We start from the raw sequence: 19,073 nt of genomic DNA on the forward strand, positions 1-19,073 counted from the left end.
ACCCCCTGTTTTTTTATATGAAACTCTCTTTTTCAAATCATCCTTACATGAAGTAACGATAGAAAAGAGAAATTTCTTCAAATAATATAATTAATATGGATGCAATTAATAGCATGACAATATACGGCGGTGTTCCCCGTATGACATCTAAATACGATTTGTTAAAGACCGCACTGGCGGTAAATATATCGACTCCAAACGGCGGTGTTGCCGAACCTAATGCTGCCTGGAACGTAATGACGACACCTAAATGAATCGGGTCGACACCAGCTTGAATAGCGATTGGGTAAAAGATTGGCGTTAAAATTAAAATAACTACAATCGGATCGACAAACATACAGCCAATAAAGAAGAAAATCGCAACAATGAATAAAACCGTAAGTGCTGATGGGTCCCCACCCATAACGTTATTTGCTACCATTTGCGGAATACGAGCATAAGAAATGACATATGAAAATGCTTGACCGCCGGCAACTAGAATAAAGACTGCCGATGTAACCAATCCAGTCGATAACGCAATTTTTGGGAGTTCAGTAATTTTTATCGTTCTAAAAATAATGACTTCTAAGACTAGTGCATATAAAACCGAGATCGCAGCCGCTTCTGTCGGGCTAAAAACCCCTGAGTAAATCCCCCCGATAATGATGACTGGAAACCCGAGCGGGAGTAATGCTTTACGCGTAAACACTAATCGCTCTTTCCATGTCGCTTTCGGGACCATTGGGATATTTTTTATCCGCGCATAAATGTAGCTGTACACCGCAAACATTGTAAAAACTAAAATCGCTGGACCAATTCCAGCCATAAAGAGCTCACTAACAGAAGCTCGTGGTGCAGCAAGTGCGTAAATAATCATTGCAATACTCGGTGGTACTAATAAGGCAAGGTCACTCGCATTGATAATAAGAGCAATGGCATTGGAGTCCTTATAGCCTACCGAGCGTAACCGTTCGCGCATTGGCTTACCGATAGCAACAACCGTCGCCTGAGTTGAACCTGAAATCGATCCGAATAATGTACAAGCCGCTGCGGTAGTAATCGCATAACCGCCTCTAAGGTGTCCGATAAAAGAACCGACAAAATCTAATAGCCGTTTCGATGTTTTTCCGGTAGACATGATGTCTGCTGCAAAGATAAACAGCGGAACCGCTAATAGAACGTAAGGAGATATTCCTTGGATCATTTGTTGTATGAGAAATATCGGATCGATGTTCGGAATAAATATTATGACAACGATAAGGGGTGCAGCAATTAAAGGAATTAACATCGGAAAACCTAGCACTAAAAATATAACCATTAACGTCAGTAAAGTTGCTACCATAGTTGTCCCTCTCTATTCATTTTTTTTCATAGATTTAGAGGATAAAAGAAAACTCAGTTTTCAGAGTAATCCTTTTTCTCCGTTGCTAAATACACCTCTTTTTCTTTAATGTTAATCCACATATTTCTTAAAAATTGAATTCCACCCAACGTTAGACCAAGGGGGATAAAAGTAAGCAGGATCCATACTGGAATTTGCAAGGCCATCGTGACTCTTCCTCTTTCCATTACGGTATACATATATCCATAGGCATAATAAGCAAGTACAAATAAAATAATAGCTGTTACAGCTGGAATGAATATCGCGAGTGCTTTCCTAATTTTGGGCGGTGCTACGTCAAAAAATGCAGACATACTAATGTGTCGACCTTTTCTTGCAGCGTAACTGATCCCCATAAATGTCGCAAGGATAACCGCAAACTCACTAATCTCACCTGCAAAAGCCCAGCTTTTCCCTGTAATAGCACGGCTTAATACATTACCGGCAACCATGACAGCAATGAGAATGACCGAATAACTTAAGATCCATTCTTCGACCTTCATTATTCCACGGTCAAACTTTTGAATGATATTCAAATAGTTTAGCCTCCTCGTTTATGTATTCTAAGTTGTCTGAAAACACGACATACATTAATGATACTGGGATTATTTTTCCAACTCAACTGGCTTATATAGGCGTGTGTCTTGATTGTTCACGATATATTCACTTGAAGTACACTGACCCATATCATATATACATATCCTCTTCTCTCCTTACATATCTGTCTAAATACTCCCAAATAGGTGAATTTGTGAAAATGAAAGAAGAAGAGGAAGAAGAAATGGAAGAAAATACAAAAAGCAAATGTGGTGGAAAGGAACGAAAAGGAAGAATTGAACAAAAAAACGGTACCAGGTACCTTTAGTGCAATAGCGCATTAAAGGTACCTGGTACCGAAAAAATTATTCGAACTGTTCTGCGAGGTTAGCTAGTGTGCGGGCCATCGCTCCTGTTCCGCCTTTTGGACCGGTTTCTGTACCTTTAGACGTCCACGCAGTTCCAGCGATATCAAGGTGTACCCAAGGTGTATCCCCTGCAAATTCACCTACGAATAAACCTGCTGTAATACTGCCGCCTGGACGGCCCGGGGAATTATTCAAGTCAGCAACATCACTTGTTTTCAGCATTTTACGGTACGGTTCAAAGCTTGGTAATCTCCATACCCATTCTCCTGACTCGTAAGCAGAGTACAAGAGTTTTTCCATGAACTCTTCGTTATTTGTAACCGCACCTGTCGTATATTCACCTAAAGCAATAATCACTGCTCCTGTTAATGTAGCAACATCGACAATATAGTCCGCTCCTAAATGCTTCGCATATGTAACACCATCAGCTAAGATCAAACGGCCTTCTGCATCTGTATTTCTAACTTCAATCGTTTTTCCACTTAATGATGTAATCACATCACCTGGCTTCATTGCTAGTCCATTCAATAAATTTTCAGTTGATGGAATGACCGCTAACACGTTGGCTTCCGGTTTCATTTGACCAATAATCTCCATGGCACCAAGTACTGCTGCAGCACCACCCATATCCATCTTCATTTCATGCATATTTAAACTCGGTTTAATACTGATTCCACCTGAATCAAACGTAAGCCCTTTTCCTACAAACGCTAAAACATCGTTCCACTCTTTTTTTCCTTGATATTTTAACACGATCATTTTCGGTGGTTGTTCTGTTCCTTGTGCCACTGCAAGAAGTGCACCCATTCCAAGTTTTTCCATATCCTCTCGTTCTAGAATATCAACTTCCATTCCGTAACGCTCTGCAATGTCCTTCGCTGTTTGAGCTAGGTCTGTTGGTGTCATTAAATTTCCTGGTGTGTTTACTAACGCACGGGCTAAGTTTGTACCACTTCCATAAACTTTCCCTGCTTGTAACTCTTCTAGCAATGACTGTTCTTCTTCATTAGTAAAAAGAGTGACACCTTCTAATTTCTTTTCAACTACATTACTTTTTTCTTTGTAATCAGCGACTTTGTAACTTGTAAGTTCAATTGCTTCACCGAGAAGGTAACTCAGTTGCTCATAATCTTCTTCTCCATTTGAAAATGAGTCTAAAATAATTCCTGCACGTTGTAATTGATCGCCATGAAGCGCTTTACTTAGTGAAGCAAAAACACTGCGAAGCTGCTCACCATTGGCTTCAGCCTTCTTACCAACACCAACGACATACACTTTTTTAGCCTTCAACTGACCTAATGTATGAAAAGAAAAGATCTCCTTTGCCTTTCCATTAAAACGGTTGTCTTTAAGCATTTGCTTCAAATTTCCACCTAATGCAGTATCGATTTCTTCTACTATTCCAGAATTATTTTTTTCACCTTCATACAATCCAATAAAAAGACCTTCTACTTCTTCATTTTTCCAATCATTCAATGCCTTAATGTTAAACATCGTTTTCCCCCTTTTTCGGTTTCTTTTATTATAACGATAAGTTCCCATTATTTCGAGTATCGAATTTCTGTTTTAATCATGCAGAAATAGTGCGAGTTGAGGAAGATTTGGAAGCTCATTCACTTGTTCATACAGGACGCGTTCGATGTCCTGTGGTATAATGGACAAGCACCTTTTTATAAAATGGTCAATTTCTTCCAAGTCGACTCCCCAATAAAATGGTCGGTATGGTTGAATATAGTGGAGTCCGGCAGACATCATCAGTCTTGCTCCCTTCACATTTCCGTACTCATAATGATAAATGGCAACCGTCATTTGTAACATTCCTTTGAGAAAGTAATTACTTTTATCTGTCATCCAGATTTCTTCTAGTAAGTCATGGCAGGTATAGTAGTCACCTTCATTGAATTTAATAAAAAACTCATAGTATTCCATTGGATATAATACCGAATCACCCATTCCAAATCACCTCATTACATGTTACAAATTTAAAAGAATCGGGAATAGAAAGTATGTCAGCCCACTGAAAACATAAACTAAGTATGATCCTTATTGCAAATCATATGTCGCAATTATTTTCTTTTATATAGAAAGGACGAATATCGAACAATGGATATTTTTCAAAATTTCCCTTTATGGGCAGCACTCATAGCGATCGGTTTCGCACAATTTATAAAAGTACCGCTAGCCTTCATACCAACACGAAAATTCGATTGGAGACTTCTTACAAGTACAGGGGGAATGCCTAGTTCTCACTCAGCCGCTGTTACTGCTTTATCAACAGCATTAGCCATTGAAGAAGGTTTAAACTCACCTCTTTTTGCTATAGCGGCGATCTTCGGAATTATTGTTATGTTTGATGCCACAGGGATTAGAAGACACGCAGGCTATCATGCGACGGTCCTCAATCAACTTGTTGCTGATTTTAATAAATTAGTTCATGAAGTAAAGTCTTGGCCAAAAATGCAAGAAGAAGAAAAAAGAGAAGAATTAAAAGAACTATTAGGCCATCAGCCGATCGAGGTATTTTTTGGTGGATTATTAGGAATTGTCTTAACACTTTTCCTTCATACAATGTTATATTAGATGTAAAATTGATGACTCCAAAGTTATGCTCTTGAGTCATCTTTCTTTTTGTCTAGGTTTAGTTGTTTTCACTATTGTTTCGTTTCAGCCTCATGCAAAACAAATATAAACATTCTATTAAAAGAGAAGAAATAACAAGGAGAGGAACAAATATGCGCATTATTTCTATTTGTCCAAGTAACACTGAATTACTTGGCTATTTAGGTCTTGAAGACCAACTCATTGCTATTGATGATTATTCAGATTGGCCTAAATCTATTCAAACATTACCACGTCTCGGTCCAGACTTAGATATCGATATGGACAAGTTAGCTTCATTTGAACCTGACCTCGTCCTAGCATCTTTAAGTGTACCTGGTATGGAGAAAAACATTGAGCGGCTAAAAGAACGTAATATTCCTCATATTGTACTTCAACCGAACTCACTTGAAGAAATTTGTGAGGACCTTCTTAAAGTTGGCGAACTCACTGGACATCAAACACAAGCAAATAATGTTGTGGAGCGAATTCAAAACTTACTTAGCCAATATAATGCGATTAGCAATGAGATTGAACATAAACCCCGTTTATACTGGGAATGGTGGCCAAAACCCGTGTTTACTCCTGGTCAAACAAACTGGCTGACAGAGATTAGTCGGTTAGCTGGAGGAAAGAATATTTTTGATGACGTGGATAAAGCGAGTGTTCAAACCGATTGGGATGATGTTGTGAGCAGAAAACCAGATCACATTTGCCTTGTCTGGGTTGGTGTCGACCACGATAAAGTTAACCCTGATATTGTCAGGAAACGTCCTGGTTGGAACGAGTTCACTCCTGTCGTCGAAGATAAAATTCACGTATTAGATGAGCCTCTTTTCTGCCGGCCATCTCCGCGTTTACTCGTTGGATTACAAAAGGTAGCTTACCTTTTACATCCAGAAAAATATCCAAAGTTTAATGGAAAAGATCTGATTTTGGATAGAGATATTTAATACTATTTCTTTTCATCGAGCTAATTTAATCGTAGCTCATAAGAACATATAAACAAAAACTAAATAAGAGACTAACTTAAAGCTTGTCCTTCACCACTTAACACTACTACAAGTAAGCTCGCTCAATCCACGCCGCTTTACATTGCTTCACTTTACTGTGTTAAAGGTACCTGGTACCCTGCTGTTAGTCTCTTATTTTTGGTTGATTAGAACGACATTTGTCTACGAAAAACTTGTACGGCTTCATTTTCATTTAATTCCGCAAGTTCTTGTTCAGACAGCTTTCCAGTTCCTTCTTTCACAACATATACTTCTACTTCTTGTTTACCCCATTGATCAAAAACTTCTGCTACCGTATCATAATACAAATCAATTTTATTTCCTTTTATCGCTGACCCTGTATCAGCGACTACACCATATCCATAACCGGGGATATAGAGAATACTTCCAATAGGAAAAGTATTAGGATCGGCTGCTATTGTTGAATATAAATCTCTGCGGACTTGTACGCCAGAATATGTAATACCGTAACTTGGATGTCCAGGTTGTTTTCCGGTAGACTCATATCCTGCAGTATAGCCTGTTGCCACTACCTTCTTAGAAGGATACTGTTCCCAATCCACTGCGTCCTCTAATGAAACAGAGTTTGTATCAATGACTGGTAGTGATTTTGCTTCATACATATGCTGAAATGTAGGTAATTCTTTGTGTTCTAATTTACTATCCTTTATTCCATTATCATTTGCACTAGGTGACTCAATAAGACCAAGCTTAGACCATATAGGTAATTCTTGTGCACCTGCTCCTACAATCGCATGATAAGTTGTGAAAAACGCTAAAGCAAACATTATTGTCATGGCTATTCTGCGAAATGTATTTTTCGCAATTTCCATTTTCTTCACTCCCTCTCATTGACTAAGCTTCTCCACTTTCGAAGAAATTATTCAAAAAAAAGGAATACAAAAAGTCTGCTTTTATACTTTTCTGACTTCTCGACAAAGTTCCCTAAAATAAATATTTTGATATAACAAAAAGACCTACCTTTAAAGGTAAGTCCATATTCTTTTTCAGTCCATTTCCATTCTGTATGTAGGCTTTCTAATAACGGATTTAGAATATGCTCGAGTTCCGTCCTTCCATTTTGTGCGGACTTCCATGCCATTGTCAGACACTTATTTGCAAGAACATTTTGTACTAAATTGTACTGTAAACATTTATCTGCCTGACTTATATTTTCATCAAACCTAACTTGCTATCCACAAGAGAAAATATTTCTTTAGCATCTTCTTCTTGATGGATATCGTATTTGTTAGCATCGATTGTAAGCACTTGAGAAGCGTCATAAGAATTATAGATCCATTCATCATATTTACTATGAAGGTAACGATAGTATTCAATTAGTTTTTCATCTTGTTCAAAATCACGGCCACGCTTACCGATTCGATACATAATCGTGTCGAAGTTCGCTCTTAAATAGATAAATAAATCAGGAGCCTTTTTTGGCATACCTTCAATTTCTTCCATCATTTCTTTAAACACCATGTCATAAACCATTTTTTCTTCTTTAGCTATATTCCCAAGTTCAAAATTTACTTGCGTAAACAATGCATCCTCATAAATAGAACGGTCTAGAACACTACGTCTATGGTGAAACGCTTTTTTAATTGCATTAAATCTTGTTCCTAAGAAATACATTTGCAACATAAATCCGTAGCGTTTTTGGTCTGAATAAAACTTATCCAGTATTGGATTGTTGTCTACTGATTCGAAGAATACTTCTGTTCCATAGTATTTACCAATAGCATCTGCATAACTTGATTTTCCTACGCCTATCATCCCGCCGAGTACTATCACCTGATCATCTCCCATTTTATCACCTATCTCCTAGTGTTACTGTAACCAAAAATAATCAATAAATATAAAAGCAAATTGTATAACTAATGGTGTAAACCTGAAGTGTGGTCTATAAAAACAAAGAAGTCGGCGATAAAACAACCGACTACTTGAGGATGAGCTAAAAGAATAGCTCAAACTTATTCACCATATTATCATTAAAACATTCGATACCCTCTAGCTCTAAGCATCCTTATAACGACACCAGATAAAACAGCACCTAACATTCCGCTCGATAAAATTATAATGTCTGCTGGTTTCAATGAGATTAAATCAGATCCCAATGCTCTTAAAGAAGTGATAGGGTTAGTAAAATAATCCAATAATCCAACGTTATCAACAATTAGAATGACAACAATTGGATAAATAATTGCCATGACCCATGTTGAACGTAAAATCATATTTAATAAGAAACCGATCCCAAAAAACAAGATTAAAAATAATAATACCGATATAATTAAAACGGGCAAACCCATAAGAAAATCCATAACTACACCCCCAAAAAAGCAGCTTAACTAAGTAAATTAGACATAATACTACAAATGTTAGTTTACTTAATCTCCGTTACTGCGTCAATATTGAATAATTGAACGACTAGTGAACATTACAAAAAAAAGCGTAGTATTAAGATACTACGCTCTTTTCTACTTTCTTATTTAATTCACCTTGCCCAGAACAAAGGTCGCACGTCTCACTGCCACCTAAAAATAATTCAAAATAACCCGTTCCGTTGCAGTATGGACATTGACCGTCTTTGAGAATAATTTGCCTTTTCTTCATCTATAATAACCTCCCTGTTAATATTTCTGATATTTCAGATAATTTTATCAATTGTTCAGTGAAATTGCAAAACATAAATTTTAGTTAATTATTATCATGTAAGCGCAACCAAATTATATTCTCTTTTAAAATCAACGTTATTTAAAGAATTACAGCATTTTCACAGAAATTGTTATCTTTTCGGTAGCAGGTACCTTTAGTGCACTAAAGGTACCTGCTACCCTCATTTATCCACGAACGATCTAATATAAAAAAGCTGACTCTGGGTGAGTCAGCTTTTGAACATACAGTTATAGAGGGTTTTTCCCTTTTTTCAGAACGAGCGGTGTTCCGCCAAGCATGTATAGGTAGCGGTTGTCGATCATCTTCTTCATAAAGTTTGCAGAAGAACCGTAAAGTTTACGATCAAATACGATACCAATCGCTTCTTTACCACCAAGAGATGCAACTGTACCTTTAATGTCTGGTTTGAATCCTTTTGTTGGTGCATTATGAATTAATGCTTTAATGTTAGATGCACAAACGGCAGCTTGTTGCATCGCGATTTGAGCAGTTGGCGGGTATGGACGATTGATTTCTTCGTTAATGATTAACGCACAATCTCCAATGATAAAGATCTCTTCATGACCTGGAGCACGAAGATCTGACTCCACTTTTACACGACCGCGCATGTTTTCAAATCCGGCTTTTTCGATAAGTGAGTTACCACGTACACCTGTTGCCCATACAACCGTTTCAGACTTAATTTCATTTCCATCCGCAAGAATTACACCATGCTCAGTTACCTCTTTAATCGGACAGCTGATTTTGAATTCTACCCCGCGGCTTTCTAATAAATTCATCGCATACTCAACTAGTTCAGGATCAAACCCTGGTAATGCAGTTGGCGCAGCTTCGATGACGTACATTTTCACTTTTTCGCGTGGTACATCATATGCTTCACATAATTGTGGTACACGCTCAGATAATTCACCAATAAACTCAATACCCGTAAATCCAGCACCAGCAACAATGAATGTTAATAATTCATCACGCTTTTCGTCTTCATTATTATAAATAGAGAACTGATACTCAATGTGATCTCTCACTTGACGAGCACCGTTAACCGTCCATTTACTAAATGCGTGTTCAAATACCCCAGGAACTCCGAATGTTTCAGGCTCTGAACCTAAAGCAACCACTAAATAGTCATAATCCAGTTCGTTGTTTTTCTCCAGGATCACTTTCTTTTCATCCTTTTTAATATCAACAACTACATCTTTAATGAAATGAATCTTATTTAGATTAAGAACATCACTGATTTTCATTCGTGTTTTTTCAGGATCTAACGTACCAGCAGCTGGTTCATGTAACCAAGTTGTTTGGTAATGGTAATTATGTTTATTGACTAATGTAATGTCTGCTTCATTATAACCTAGCTCTTTTGTTAGGCGAGAAGCTGTAATCATTCCCCCGTAGCCTGCTCCTAGGATTACAATTTTTGGCTTATTCAACTTCATCACTTCCATTTTCTTTTTAGTTAAATACTGTTAATCTCTGAAGTAATTTACTAGTTTGTGATTTACTTCACTTAAAAAGTTAAAATTTTTTATAAAATTATACAAAGGCTAACAATTAATTCGATAAATAGTCACAAATCCACATGTATTATCATATTTGTTTTTATTATATTTTTCAACTATCTTTTTTATAATTTCTTCTTATTTCCGTACGTTTATGTGTGTATTTATTTGGAATGTAAAGTTTTATAGTCACCGGTATAATCGACTTGATTACCGTATTTTATTAACAAATTCTTTCTTCAAAATTACCATTATAACGTCTATTTTTTAAATTGGAAACATATTTTTAAATATTTAGACAAATAAGTGGAGGTGCATAGTCTTGACGGAAAAGCGCAATGTTTATGACATTACGATCGTTGGCGGTGGTCCTGTCGGTTTATTTACAGCCTTCTACGGTGGAATGAGACAAGCGAAAGTGAAAATTATCGAAAGTATGCCACAGTTGGGAGGTCAACTTTCCGCCTTATACCCAGAAAAGTACATATACGACGTAGCTGGCTTCCCAAAAATTCGTGCTCAAGAATTGGTGGATAACCTCAAAGAACAAATGAGTAAATTTAATCCTACCGTTGCATTAGAACAATCTGTAAAAAGCATTGAAAAACAACAAGATAAAGTGTTTAAAATCCATACAAATAAAGAGATACATTATTCAAAAACGATCATTATTACTGCAGGCGCGGGAGCATTTCAACCAAGACGTTTAGAAGTGGACGGGGCTGAACAATACGAAGGAAAAAATCTCCACTATTTTGTAAATGATTTAAGTGTATTTAAGGATAAAAATGTTCTAGTGAGCGGTGGTGGCGACTCTGCTGTTGACTGGGCACTAATGTTAGAACCAATTGCTAAAAGCGTAAAGCTCGTACATCGTCGCGATAAATTTAGGGCCCATGAACACAGTGTAGAACTGTTACACCAATCCAAGGTCGACATTCAAACCCCTTTTGCAATCAAAGAATTAATTGGGGATGGTGAGAACATTACTCAAGTTGTCCTTGAAGAAGTTCGAGGAGATAAAGAAGAAACGATTGATGTGGATGCTGTCATCGTCAACTACGGCTTCATCTCTTCACTAGGTCCGATTAAACAATGGGGTCTAGATATCCATAAAAACTCCATCATTGTAAACTCAAAAATGGAAACGAACGTTAAAGGCATCTACGCCGCGGGTGACATCGCTTCGTATGAAGGTAAAGTAAAGTTAATTGCAGTCGGCTTCGGTGAAGCCCCTACTGCCGTTAACAACGCTAAATTCTATATGGACCCAGATGCTCGCCTCCAGCCTGGTCACAGTTCGAGCATGTTTTAATAAACATTAAAAACAAAAAGGCTGAATGTTAGTTCAGCCTTTTTGCCATCTATTCAACATAGTGGAGGTGTGGTATGGGTATTGTATTTTTATTTTACAAAGCCGCCATTTAATTGTTGTTCAGCCATTTGTACAAGTCTCTTCGTAATTTCTCCACCTACTGACCCGTTAGCACGAGCTGTAGCGTCTGGACCTAGTTGTACACCAAATTCGGAAGCAATCTCATATTTCATTTGATCAAGTGCTTGTTGCACTCCTGGTACGACTAATTGATTTGAATTGTTGTTGTTTGCCATGATCAATTCCTCCTTTTGTATAATGTATGTATAACATATGTCAATTTAATGATTTTATACTTTGCTCACTTATCCAATTTTAACCATTTAGACTTTGCTCACTTATCCAATTTTAACTATCTTGACTTTAGATCTATTTTTACTTAGTAATAGCAATTTGAAGGGATTTTTACCTTATCATAGAAGTATTTAACACCTTAAAATTTACCTGTTAAGGAGTTGTTTATAGTGAAAATATTTAAAAAAGGAATTAGTTTGGCATTAGCCGCAACGTTTGTACTAGGAGCAGCAAGTACAGTTGGAGCGCATGAACACAAAATTATTACTCCTGGTGGAAAGGAAGTAATTATTAAACAGGAACCATTCCACGGGACTGATTTAACAAACGCTAAAATTTTGAACAACCCACATTATGAGCAAGAAACATATGATACACATGGGTTACATCCTATTCATTACATGCTCCATATGGGGCCTAGTAAAGAAAAGCGTGCTATTGAAGTCAAGGCAAATGCAAATTAAGGATTCGAACCGCTTCCAACGTGGAGGCGGTTATTTTTATTAGTTAAACTTTTAAGTTAATATCTGTAAATTTCGATTGAACGTCAGAATGTTACTTCACAATTCCTTTTAAGAATTAGAAGAAAGGAACCTAAATTAACACCAAACGATAACAGAGCCAGTAATAATGAAAAGTAAAAAAACCTTTCTAACGAAAAGTCGTTAAAAAGGTTTTATCCCATTAATATTAGTGATTAACACTCTTCAGGTTTTCCAGCATTCTCAGCTGTTCTAAACGAAGAACCACAGCCACATGATGCGATCGCGTTTGGATTTTCAATTGTAAATCCTCCGCCCATCATGTTTTGTTTATAATCGATAACTACACCATTCAAGACAGGCGCACTTTCTTCATCAACAAGTACTTCTATGCCATCATAGTCTAATTTTTGATCATTGTCTTGCTCTTCTTTATCAAAGCCCATGCCGTATGAAAGGCCGCTACAACCTCCACCCTTCACACCAATTCGAAGCTTTAACCCTTGCTCCTCTTCATCATTTAACATCTCTTTGATACGAGCAATCGCTGATTCTGTTATGGTTAACATTCAAATCCCTCCTCTACTATATCTTATTTTACTACCTATACATATTGTTCTCAAGGAAGGACGTTTTCTTTTACCTTTTGGTTAAAAAACATTTGTTTTTTCTGCTTTGTTAATATTTCATTATGTTTTTCGTCTATTTTTTGACTGTACTCCAACACTAGTGGGTGGTTAAATCCATATTGTAGAGCCGTTGATACCATTTTTTCTCTTAAAACTTCAATTGTCGACAGGCACTCTTCACAACAAATCCTCTCCAAACCACTCACCCCTATCCTTAGTCCTTATTTATCTTTTTAAAAGGACAACTTTACTTATTATTTTACCAAAAAGACCCATTGTTTACAAAGACGAAATGTCTCGAATTCAATATCTTTTCAGAAAAATCCACGTTGAAAAATGCCCTCGTACTAAAGGTTTACCCTTATCGAAAGAATATTAAACATAATAATCTAGTTTTTTACAATTCTTCTTTCTTTCTTTTTCTTATTTTTTTTTGATAGTATAATAGAAGAACATTTAAAAACAAAATGTTTCGCATAACTTGGGGGATAATGATATCAGTGGTACAATATCATTAATTTATATGATCTAGTTATTAAGAAATTATCCTTAAAACCATTTGAATAGATTTCTATCATTTTTCTATACGTTAAGTTTGTTAAAAAAAATTTTAAATACTGGTGCTGCTACACGATGTGCTTTTATGCAGCCAAATATAATGAAATGAGGTAATTTAATGTCTACACTTACTCTTGACAAACGCATGCAAGAAATTGCAAGCAAAATACAAAATGGTGAACGTCTTTCAATTGAAGACGGACTGTATTTATACGAAACTCCAGATCTTCTAGCAGTAGCTCAACTAGCAAACGAAGCCAATCTAAAAAAGAATGGAAATAACGTTTATTTTATCGAAAATATGTACATTAATCCTACGAATGTTTGTGAAGCGAACTGTGGTTTCTGTGGCTTTAAGCGTAAGCCGGGTGAAGAAGGGGCTTACACAATGGACGAAGAAGCTTTACTAAAGTACGTTAGCGATCGATGGAACGATAACATTCGTGAATTCCATATCGTTGGTGGCCATAACCATGAAGTGCCTTTTGATTACTATTTAGATACGATCCGCACATTGAAAAAACACTATCCACAAGCTACAGTAAAAGCTTATACTGGTGCTGAAATTGAGTTCTTCTCAAGAATTGCCGGGATCTCAATGAAAGAAGTTCTTGAAGAGCTAATCAAAGCTGGTTTAGATACTATGCCTGGCGGGGGAGCTGAAATTTTAACAGAGCGTTACCGCTTGAAAATGAGTCCAGATAAAGCATCTACGGATCAATGGTTAGAAGCTCATGAAATTGCTCATGGACTTGGCTTAAAAACACATGCCACAATGCTGTACGGATCGATTGAATCATATGAAGAGCGCCTGATTCATATGGATCGCTTACGTCAGCTTCAAGATCGTACAAACGGTTATATGGTATTTATTCCGCTAGCTATGCAGCCACGTTCTATTAATGCGGGCTTAAAGCGTAGAACATCTGCTTTTGATGATATGAGAACAGTAGCGATCAGCCGACTGATGCTAGATAACTTCGATCATATTAAAGCTTATTGGATTAATATCGGCGTTCAGCTAACACAAATGGCATTAACGTTCGGTTCTGATGATATTCACGGTACATTAATTGAGGAGCGTATCTCGCATGCTGTCGGTGCATTAACTTCAGCTGGTATTACTCGTGACGAGTTAATCCACTTGATCAAAACAGCTGGCAGAACACCAGTAGAACGTGATACATTCTATAACATCGTTAAGAAATATTAATTAAATAAAAAAAAAACGGTCTTCCAAATGGAGACCGTTTTTTTGTTGCTACTTTCGAATATATTCACCTGTACAAATCGTTTCAGCTGCCCCTGTCATGAGGACATCGCCATCTGTTGTCCAAGTGATTTTTAAATCGCCGCCTAGTAAGTGAACCGTGATCTCTTCACCCTTTTTCACTTTGTCATTTAAGACGGCAGCTACTACAGCAGCGCATGCTCCTGTTCCACACGCTTGTGTGATCCCAGAACCTCTTTCCCATACACGAAAGTGCAGTTCAGTTGCATTTATTGCCTCAACGAACTCTACATTAACCCATTCAGGAAAAATCTCGTCCTTTTCAAGTACAGGGCCTAACGTTTCTACAGGCGCGTCAGCAATTTGATCGACGAAAAATACGGCGTGTGGATTACCCATCGAGACTGCGGTCATCTCTAACGCATGACCATTTCGCTCAATTGGCTCAGCAATGACTTGACCTTCTGGGTCACCAATCATCGGTAAATCTTTACGCGCTAATCGAGGCTGTCCCATATTTACCGTTACTTCTTTTACTTGTTCCCCTATTAAGTGGACGGTCGCTTCTACTAAGCCGCCTAGTGTTTCAATTTGAAACGTCGTATCCCTAACATAGCCCTTTTCATAAGCAAACTTTGCGACACAGCGTAAGCCATTACCACAATTTTTCGCTTCCGATCCGTCATTATTAAAAACTCGCATTTTTACTGGAGCTGCTTCAGACGGACAAACAAGAATCATTCCATCTGAACCAATTCCTTTATTTTTATCAGCTACCTCTACGGCTAGTTGCGGAAGTTCTTCTTCCTTCAACTGTTCTTGAAACATATCGACATAGATATAACTGTTTCCCAATCCATGCATTTTTGTGAATTTCATCAGAAGTTCCTCACTTTCTTAACTTTTCATCCGTCCAAAAGTAATCATCATCTGCTTCTAGTATTGTCATTTTATGGCGGCAGCAAGGCATAACAACTATCGTTTTTATCCCTTCCTTCGCTCTCTTTAAGTCACTTTCTTTTATATGAAGCAAGACACTCTCTGTCTCGCAATATGGACATTCACTAAAGTAAATATCTTTCATTACTTTTTCATAAGGCCACGTATTTTCAAATGGAATGACATCCAATAGAAACACTCCTTTAATAGCTTGCAATGAGTTACAGATCAATTTTTATAAAAGTATATCAAACTGGCATGGTAGGATCTCAAAGCCCGCTTTAACATAATAAGGTTATTTATTCCACTTTTGCCCTTAAGGCGTAGTGGCATGGGATTTAGATTATCTACGATTACTCTTTAAGTCGATAATTTATTCTCATTATAAAATAAGCCTGCTCCTTTTCAAGAGCTGGCTTTTTTTAAAACATTGGATTCTCTTCAATATATATATAGATGTTTTTTACTAATTCGTCCGTTGACTCCCCATATACAAACTCGCCGTTTACTAGAGCAAAATGCGATACAGCACATTGGCCGCAATGACCTAAGCACCCGTATTCAATCACGTCTAAATTAGGGTCTCTCTCTAGCTCTTCTTTTGCCTTTTGACTACCGCTAGCTAAATTACTTAGGCAAAATTCTACGATTGGTTTTATCACAGTTATCACCTCTATTTCTCACTCTGCCATTATGCTACATCCTTTAGTACAATAAATCAATCTTAACATGTTTTTATCAAAAATACTCATAAACTCCTTATTAAAAGTCCTTAAATTTTTCACAAATTTGTTGTTATTTAGACATGGAATTGTTATAATTCAAACTGACCACGGTCACTTTTAAGGAGTACTGAAATGGAAAAAAATAAAAAAGAACGTACAAAAGAACGAATTGTCAGTGCTGCAATTGTTCTTTTTCGTGAGAACGGATTTGACGCAACGACAGTAAAAGAAATTACCGAAGCAGCCGCTGTTGCAAAAGGTACTTTTTTTAATTATTTTCCTACAAAAGAATCAATATTACAAACCTTAATCGCTGAGCGGTTGACAGCGGTTACTTCATTAATGAATGAAGCTTACTTTAAGAAGAAAACGCTTTTATTTAAGATTGAAAGAGTAATTGCGGAATTGTTAGCAGATTATAACGATAACCCTGAATTAACAGTAAAAATGTGGGTCCATTCCTTACAATCAGATCAGATTATTCATACATATTGGGAAGCATTATTAGACCAAGCCATACAAGCGAACGAACTGAAGCCAGATGTATGTATTAAACGATGGAGTCACTTAATAAATAGTCAATTTTTATATGGCCTTGTCATGTTTGCCGACAGACAGCCAAAGCATAATGTAATTAAACAAATGATGGAATTAGTCACCATTTGTTTACAGGCAATACTAGAAAAAAGGGGAAATCATCACATGCATAAACTCGTAGTATTAGGTGGCGGCTATGGTGGTATGAGAGTTTTACAACGCTTACTAACTAACGATCTACCTAACAATATTGAAGTAACATTGATTGATAAAATGCCTTATCATTGTTTAAAAACGGAATATTATGCACTAGCTGCGGGTACCGAATCAGATCATCATATTCGTGTCCACTTCCCAGATGACGAACGATTAAAAATTAAATATGCTACGGTAGAAGATATTGATTTAGAAAATAAGTTAATTCATTTAGCAGATGAGGATGCTTTTTCATACGATACATTAATTATTGGTTTAGGCTGTGAAGATAAATATCACAATGTTCCCGGCGCACCTGAACACACATTAAGTATCCAAAGCATGGAAGCAACACGTAAAACGTATGAAACCCTTAGTAACTTGCGCCCAAATGCTGTTGTTTCCATTGTTGGAGCAGGATTAAGTGGGGTCGAACTAGCGAGTGAACTACGCGAGAGTCGTCCGGATTTAACGATCAAGTTATTTGACCGTGGTGAAATTGTATTATCCATGTTCCCTCACCGCTTAAGTTCTTACGTGCAAAATTGGTTTGAAAGCCACGGTGTAGAAGTCGTCAATAAATCAAACATTACGGCTGTTGAAGAAAATACATTATATAACCATAACGAACCAATTCATTGCGATGCCATTATTTGGACTGCTGGTATTCAGCCGGTTGAAGTCGTTAGAAATTTAAAGTCAGATAAAGATGAGCAAGGTCGAGTTAAATTAACTCCTCATCATCACCTGCCAAATGACGAGAATGTTTTCGTTGTCGGTGACTGCGCAAGTTTACCACACGCACCAAGTGCTCAGCTTGCTGAAGGCCAAGGTGAACAAATTGTCATGGTGTTGAAAAAACGTTGGAACGGTGAAACTATACCTGAAACACTTCCTAAGATTAAATTAAAAGGTGTGCTCGGTTCACTTGGGAAGAAACACGGGTTCGGACTAATGGGAGAACGTACTTTATTAGGCCGTGTACCACGTGTACTTAAAAGCGGCGTGCTTTGGATGTACAAATATCATTCTGGTTGATTTTATACAGAAGTACAGCTAGATTGAATAAGGGCATGGAGACTATACTCCATGCCCTATTTTTATTTTTGCCGTTGGACATATTTTATTGGGTTGAATAGTTTGGGCCGAAAGATTATTTAATCATTTCTTCTATTTTGTCACTTATCGCTTTTAACTTTGGATTACCCTCTGCGACAACTTCACCGTCAATGACAATAAGCGGGTAAAAGTATTCGTCATTATGGATCGCTTCAACGAAACCTTGATCCGCCTCTGTGATCTCGTCCTGTTCAATATCAACGTATCTAAATTGCAACGATACGTCTGGATATTTCCGAGTAAGTGCCGCTTCTAACCATTCTTTCGTTTCTAAAGAAGTTGGTAAGTTGACACAACTTGCACATTTCACTTCCGCACCGTATATACTAATCGTTACACTACTCAAATCGATCACCCTCAACAAATTAATAAATCGATCATACACTGTAATATGAGAAAAGTGCAAGGGGCCTGCTTATCGGCGACAAGCGCTGGAGGGCCATCTATTAGTGTCCTGCTCTTGGACACGTTAGATGGAACGAAGCGACCTCGAGCCGATGGACCCTGGAGCTAGACAACGAAAAGTGCAAGCGATTGGTAGCGGCATAGGACTGGAGCGGTCCAGGTTAAATACGGTCAGTTGTAGAGAGAGGTAGTAACCGTTTTTTATTTAGCGGACTGAGTGGACCTTATTTCAAGAAAAACCCCTTTATTTAAGTGTTTACCGGCCTCAGAGGCTCTTATTTGCCTAAACTCATAAAAAAACAACAAAGAAAGTAGTAAATAAGGGCTTCTGAGTCCTCTAACTTTGCTAAAATGATGGTTTTTATCAAAATAAAGTTTTCTGTGGACCTATGTCAAGAAAGTGGACACCTAAATAACGAATTTTAGTTTCTCGTATTATGGAAACAGTAGACCCTTCTTCACTTTTTAAAAGCATAGATGATGCCGTGGATGCATCAAGCCCAAACCGCTTGACCCAACCACTCTATCATCTG

General features: G+C 37.3%; 23 protein-coding genes. 7 read left to right on the top strand and 16 right to left on the bottom strand.

Features of this window, described 5'->3' with window-relative positions:
• Positions 1–43: 43 nt before the first annotated feature.
• The 4 genes from AC2VNP_RS01350 to AC2VNP_RS01365 all read right to left on the bottom strand — a co-directional run bounded on the left by AC2VNP_RS01350 (position 44) and on the right by AC2VNP_RS01365 (position 4,218).
• Positions 44–1,321 (bottom strand): TRAP transporter large permease, encoded by a 1,278-nt coding sequence (locus AC2VNP_RS01350; protein ID WP_486915384.1) that lies wholly within the window; start codon positions 1,319–1,321, stop codon positions 44–46.
• 53 nt (positions 1,322–1,374) lie between these two features.
• Positions 1,375–1,896 (bottom strand): TRAP transporter small permease, encoded by a 522-nt coding sequence (locus tag AC2VNP_RS01355; protein WP_486915386.1) that lies wholly within the window; start codon positions 1,894–1,896, stop codon positions 1,375–1,377.
• Between the two features lie 366 nt (positions 1,897–2,262).
• Positions 2,263–3,759, bottom strand: coding sequence for a leucyl aminopeptidase (locus AC2VNP_RS01360; RefSeq protein ID WP_486915388.1), 1,497 nt, complete (start codon positions 3,757–3,759; stop codon positions 2,263–2,265).
• A gap of 72 nt (positions 3,760–3,831) precedes the next feature.
• Positions 3,832–4,218: a DUF309 domain-containing protein gene (locus AC2VNP_RS01365; RefSeq protein WP_486915390.1), complete on the bottom strand. Its 387-nt coding sequence runs from the start codon at positions 4,216–4,218 to the stop codon at positions 3,832–3,834.
• A gap of 150 nt (positions 4,219–4,368) precedes the next feature.
• On the opposite strand from AC2VNP_RS01365, the gene AC2VNP_RS01370 reads away from it, so the two are divergent.
• Complete coding sequence (locus AC2VNP_RS01370) at positions 4,369–4,845, top strand: divergent PAP2 family protein (RefSeq protein ID WP_275119951.1); 477 nt, start codon at positions 4,369–4,371, stop codon at positions 4,843–4,845.
• 152 nt (positions 4,846–4,997) lie between these two features.
• Positions 4,998–5,816, top strand: a complete 819-nt coding sequence (locus AC2VNP_RS01375) for a cobalamin-binding protein (protein ID WP_486915392.1) — start codon at positions 4,998–5,000, stop codon at positions 5,814–5,816.
• Between the two features lie 206 nt (positions 5,817–6,022).
• Here the strand turns inward: AC2VNP_RS01375 and AC2VNP_RS01380 are convergent, their stop codons facing one another.
• The 5 genes from AC2VNP_RS01380 to AC2VNP_RS01400 all read right to left on the bottom strand — a co-directional run bounded on the left by AC2VNP_RS01380 (position 6,023) and on the right by AC2VNP_RS01400 (position 9,982).
• Positions 6,023–6,709 carry a 3D domain-containing protein gene (locus tag AC2VNP_RS01380; RefSeq protein WP_486915394.1) on the bottom strand — a complete coding sequence of 229 codons (687 nt, stop codon included), beginning with the start codon at positions 6,707–6,709 and terminating at the stop codon, positions 6,023–6,025.
• Between the two features lie 334 nt (positions 6,710–7,043).
• A complete protein-coding gene (locus tag AC2VNP_RS01385) occupies positions 7,044–7,685 on the bottom strand; it encodes a deoxynucleoside kinase (protein ID WP_486915396.1) in 642 nt (213 codons plus the stop codon).
• 182 nt (positions 7,686–7,867) lie between these two features.
• Positions 7,868–8,197 (bottom strand): YuiB family protein, encoded by a 330-nt coding sequence (locus AC2VNP_RS01390; RefSeq protein ID WP_486915398.1) that lies wholly within the window; start codon positions 8,195–8,197, stop codon positions 7,868–7,870.
• 136 nt (positions 8,198–8,333) lie between these two features.
• Entirely contained in the window at positions 8,334–8,489 is a 156-nt protein-coding gene (locus AC2VNP_RS01395; RefSeq protein WP_486915399.1) for a YuiA family protein, read from the bottom strand.
• A 290-nt stretch (positions 8,490–8,779) separates the two neighbouring features.
• Complete coding sequence (locus AC2VNP_RS01400; RefSeq protein WP_486915401.1) at positions 8,780–9,982, bottom strand: NAD(P)/FAD-dependent oxidoreductase; 1,203 nt, start codon at positions 9,980–9,982, stop codon at positions 8,780–8,782.
• A gap of 391 nt (positions 9,983–10,373) precedes the next feature.
• On the opposite strand from AC2VNP_RS01400, the gene AC2VNP_RS01405 reads away from it, so the two are divergent.
• A complete protein-coding gene (locus AC2VNP_RS01405; protein WP_486915403.1) occupies positions 10,374–11,366 on the top strand; it encodes an NAD(P)/FAD-dependent oxidoreductase in 993 nt (330 codons plus the stop codon).
• Positions 11,367–11,455: 89 nt separating this feature from the next.
• On the opposite strand, the gene AC2VNP_RS01410 is transcribed toward AC2VNP_RS01405, so the two are convergent.
• Positions 11,456–11,662, bottom strand: coding sequence for an alpha/beta-type small acid-soluble spore protein (locus tag AC2VNP_RS01410; protein ID WP_486915405.1), 207 nt, complete (start codon positions 11,660–11,662; stop codon positions 11,456–11,458).
• Positions 11,663–11,890: 228 nt separating this feature from the next.
• Here AC2VNP_RS01410 and AC2VNP_RS01415 point away from each other — a divergent pair, with 228 nt between their 5' ends.
• Positions 11,891–12,184: a hypothetical protein gene (locus AC2VNP_RS01415; RefSeq protein WP_486915407.1), complete on the top strand. Its 294-nt coding sequence runs from the start codon at positions 11,891–11,893 to the stop codon at positions 12,182–12,184.
• A gap of 233 nt (positions 12,185–12,417) precedes the next feature.
• Here AC2VNP_RS01415 and AC2VNP_RS01420 read toward each other — a convergent pair whose 3' ends face one another.
• Both AC2VNP_RS01420 and AC2VNP_RS01425 read right to left on the bottom strand, forming a co-directional pair.
• A complete protein-coding gene (locus AC2VNP_RS01420) occupies positions 12,418–12,771 on the bottom strand; it encodes a HesB/IscA family protein (protein WP_486915409.1) in 354 nt (117 codons plus the stop codon).
• A 50-nt stretch (positions 12,772–12,821) separates the two neighbouring features.
• Complete coding sequence (locus tag AC2VNP_RS01425; RefSeq protein WP_486915411.1) at positions 12,822–13,028, bottom strand: Spo0E family sporulation regulatory protein-aspartic acid phosphatase; 207 nt, start codon at positions 13,026–13,028, stop codon at positions 12,822–12,824.
• Between the two features lie 479 nt (positions 13,029–13,507).
• On the opposite strand from AC2VNP_RS01425, the gene mqnE reads away from it, so the two are divergent.
• Positions 13,508–14,602: an aminofutalosine synthase MqnE gene (gene mqnE, locus AC2VNP_RS01430; RefSeq protein WP_486915413.1), complete on the top strand. Its 1,095-nt coding sequence runs from the start codon at positions 13,508–13,510 to the stop codon at positions 14,600–14,602.
• A 48-nt stretch (positions 14,603–14,650) separates the two neighbouring features.
• Here the strand turns inward: mqnE and dapF are convergent, their stop codons facing one another.
• The 3 genes from dapF to AC2VNP_RS01445 form a co-directional block, all read right to left on the bottom strand.
• A complete protein-coding gene (gene dapF / locus AC2VNP_RS01435; RefSeq protein WP_486915415.1) occupies positions 14,651–15,499 on the bottom strand; it encodes a diaminopimelate epimerase in 849 nt (282 codons plus the stop codon).
• A 10-nt stretch (positions 15,500–15,509) separates the two neighbouring features.
• Positions 15,510–15,749, bottom strand: a complete 240-nt coding sequence (locus tag AC2VNP_RS01440) for a hypothetical protein (RefSeq protein WP_486915417.1) — start codon at positions 15,747–15,749, stop codon at positions 15,510–15,512.
• A 232-nt stretch (positions 15,750–15,981) separates the two neighbouring features.
• Positions 15,982–16,218: a YuzB family protein gene (locus tag AC2VNP_RS01445; protein ID WP_486915442.1), complete on the bottom strand. Its 237-nt coding sequence runs from the start codon at positions 16,216–16,218 to the stop codon at positions 15,982–15,984.
• 198 nt (positions 16,219–16,416) lie between these two features.
• Between AC2VNP_RS01445 and AC2VNP_RS01450 the strand changes: the two genes are divergently transcribed.
• Positions 16,417–18,054 (top strand): FAD-dependent oxidoreductase, encoded by a 1,638-nt coding sequence (locus AC2VNP_RS01450; protein WP_486915419.1) that lies wholly within the window; start codon positions 16,417–16,419, stop codon positions 18,052–18,054.
• 115 nt (positions 18,055–18,169) lie between these two features.
• On the opposite strand, the gene AC2VNP_RS01455 is transcribed toward AC2VNP_RS01450, so the two are convergent.
• A complete protein-coding gene (locus AC2VNP_RS01455) occupies positions 18,170–18,490 on the bottom strand; it encodes a YuzD family protein (protein ID WP_486915444.1) in 321 nt (106 codons plus the stop codon).
• 118 nt (positions 18,491–18,608) lie between these two features.
• On the opposite strand from AC2VNP_RS01455, the gene AC2VNP_RS01460 reads away from it, so the two are divergent.
• Positions 18,609–18,731 (top strand): hypothetical protein, encoded by a 123-nt coding sequence (locus AC2VNP_RS01460; RefSeq protein ID WP_486915421.1) that lies wholly within the window; start codon positions 18,609–18,611, stop codon positions 18,729–18,731.
• Positions 18,732–19,073 lie beyond the last annotated feature (342 nt).

Source organism: Alkalihalobacterium sp. TH-98, assembly GCF_057473385.1.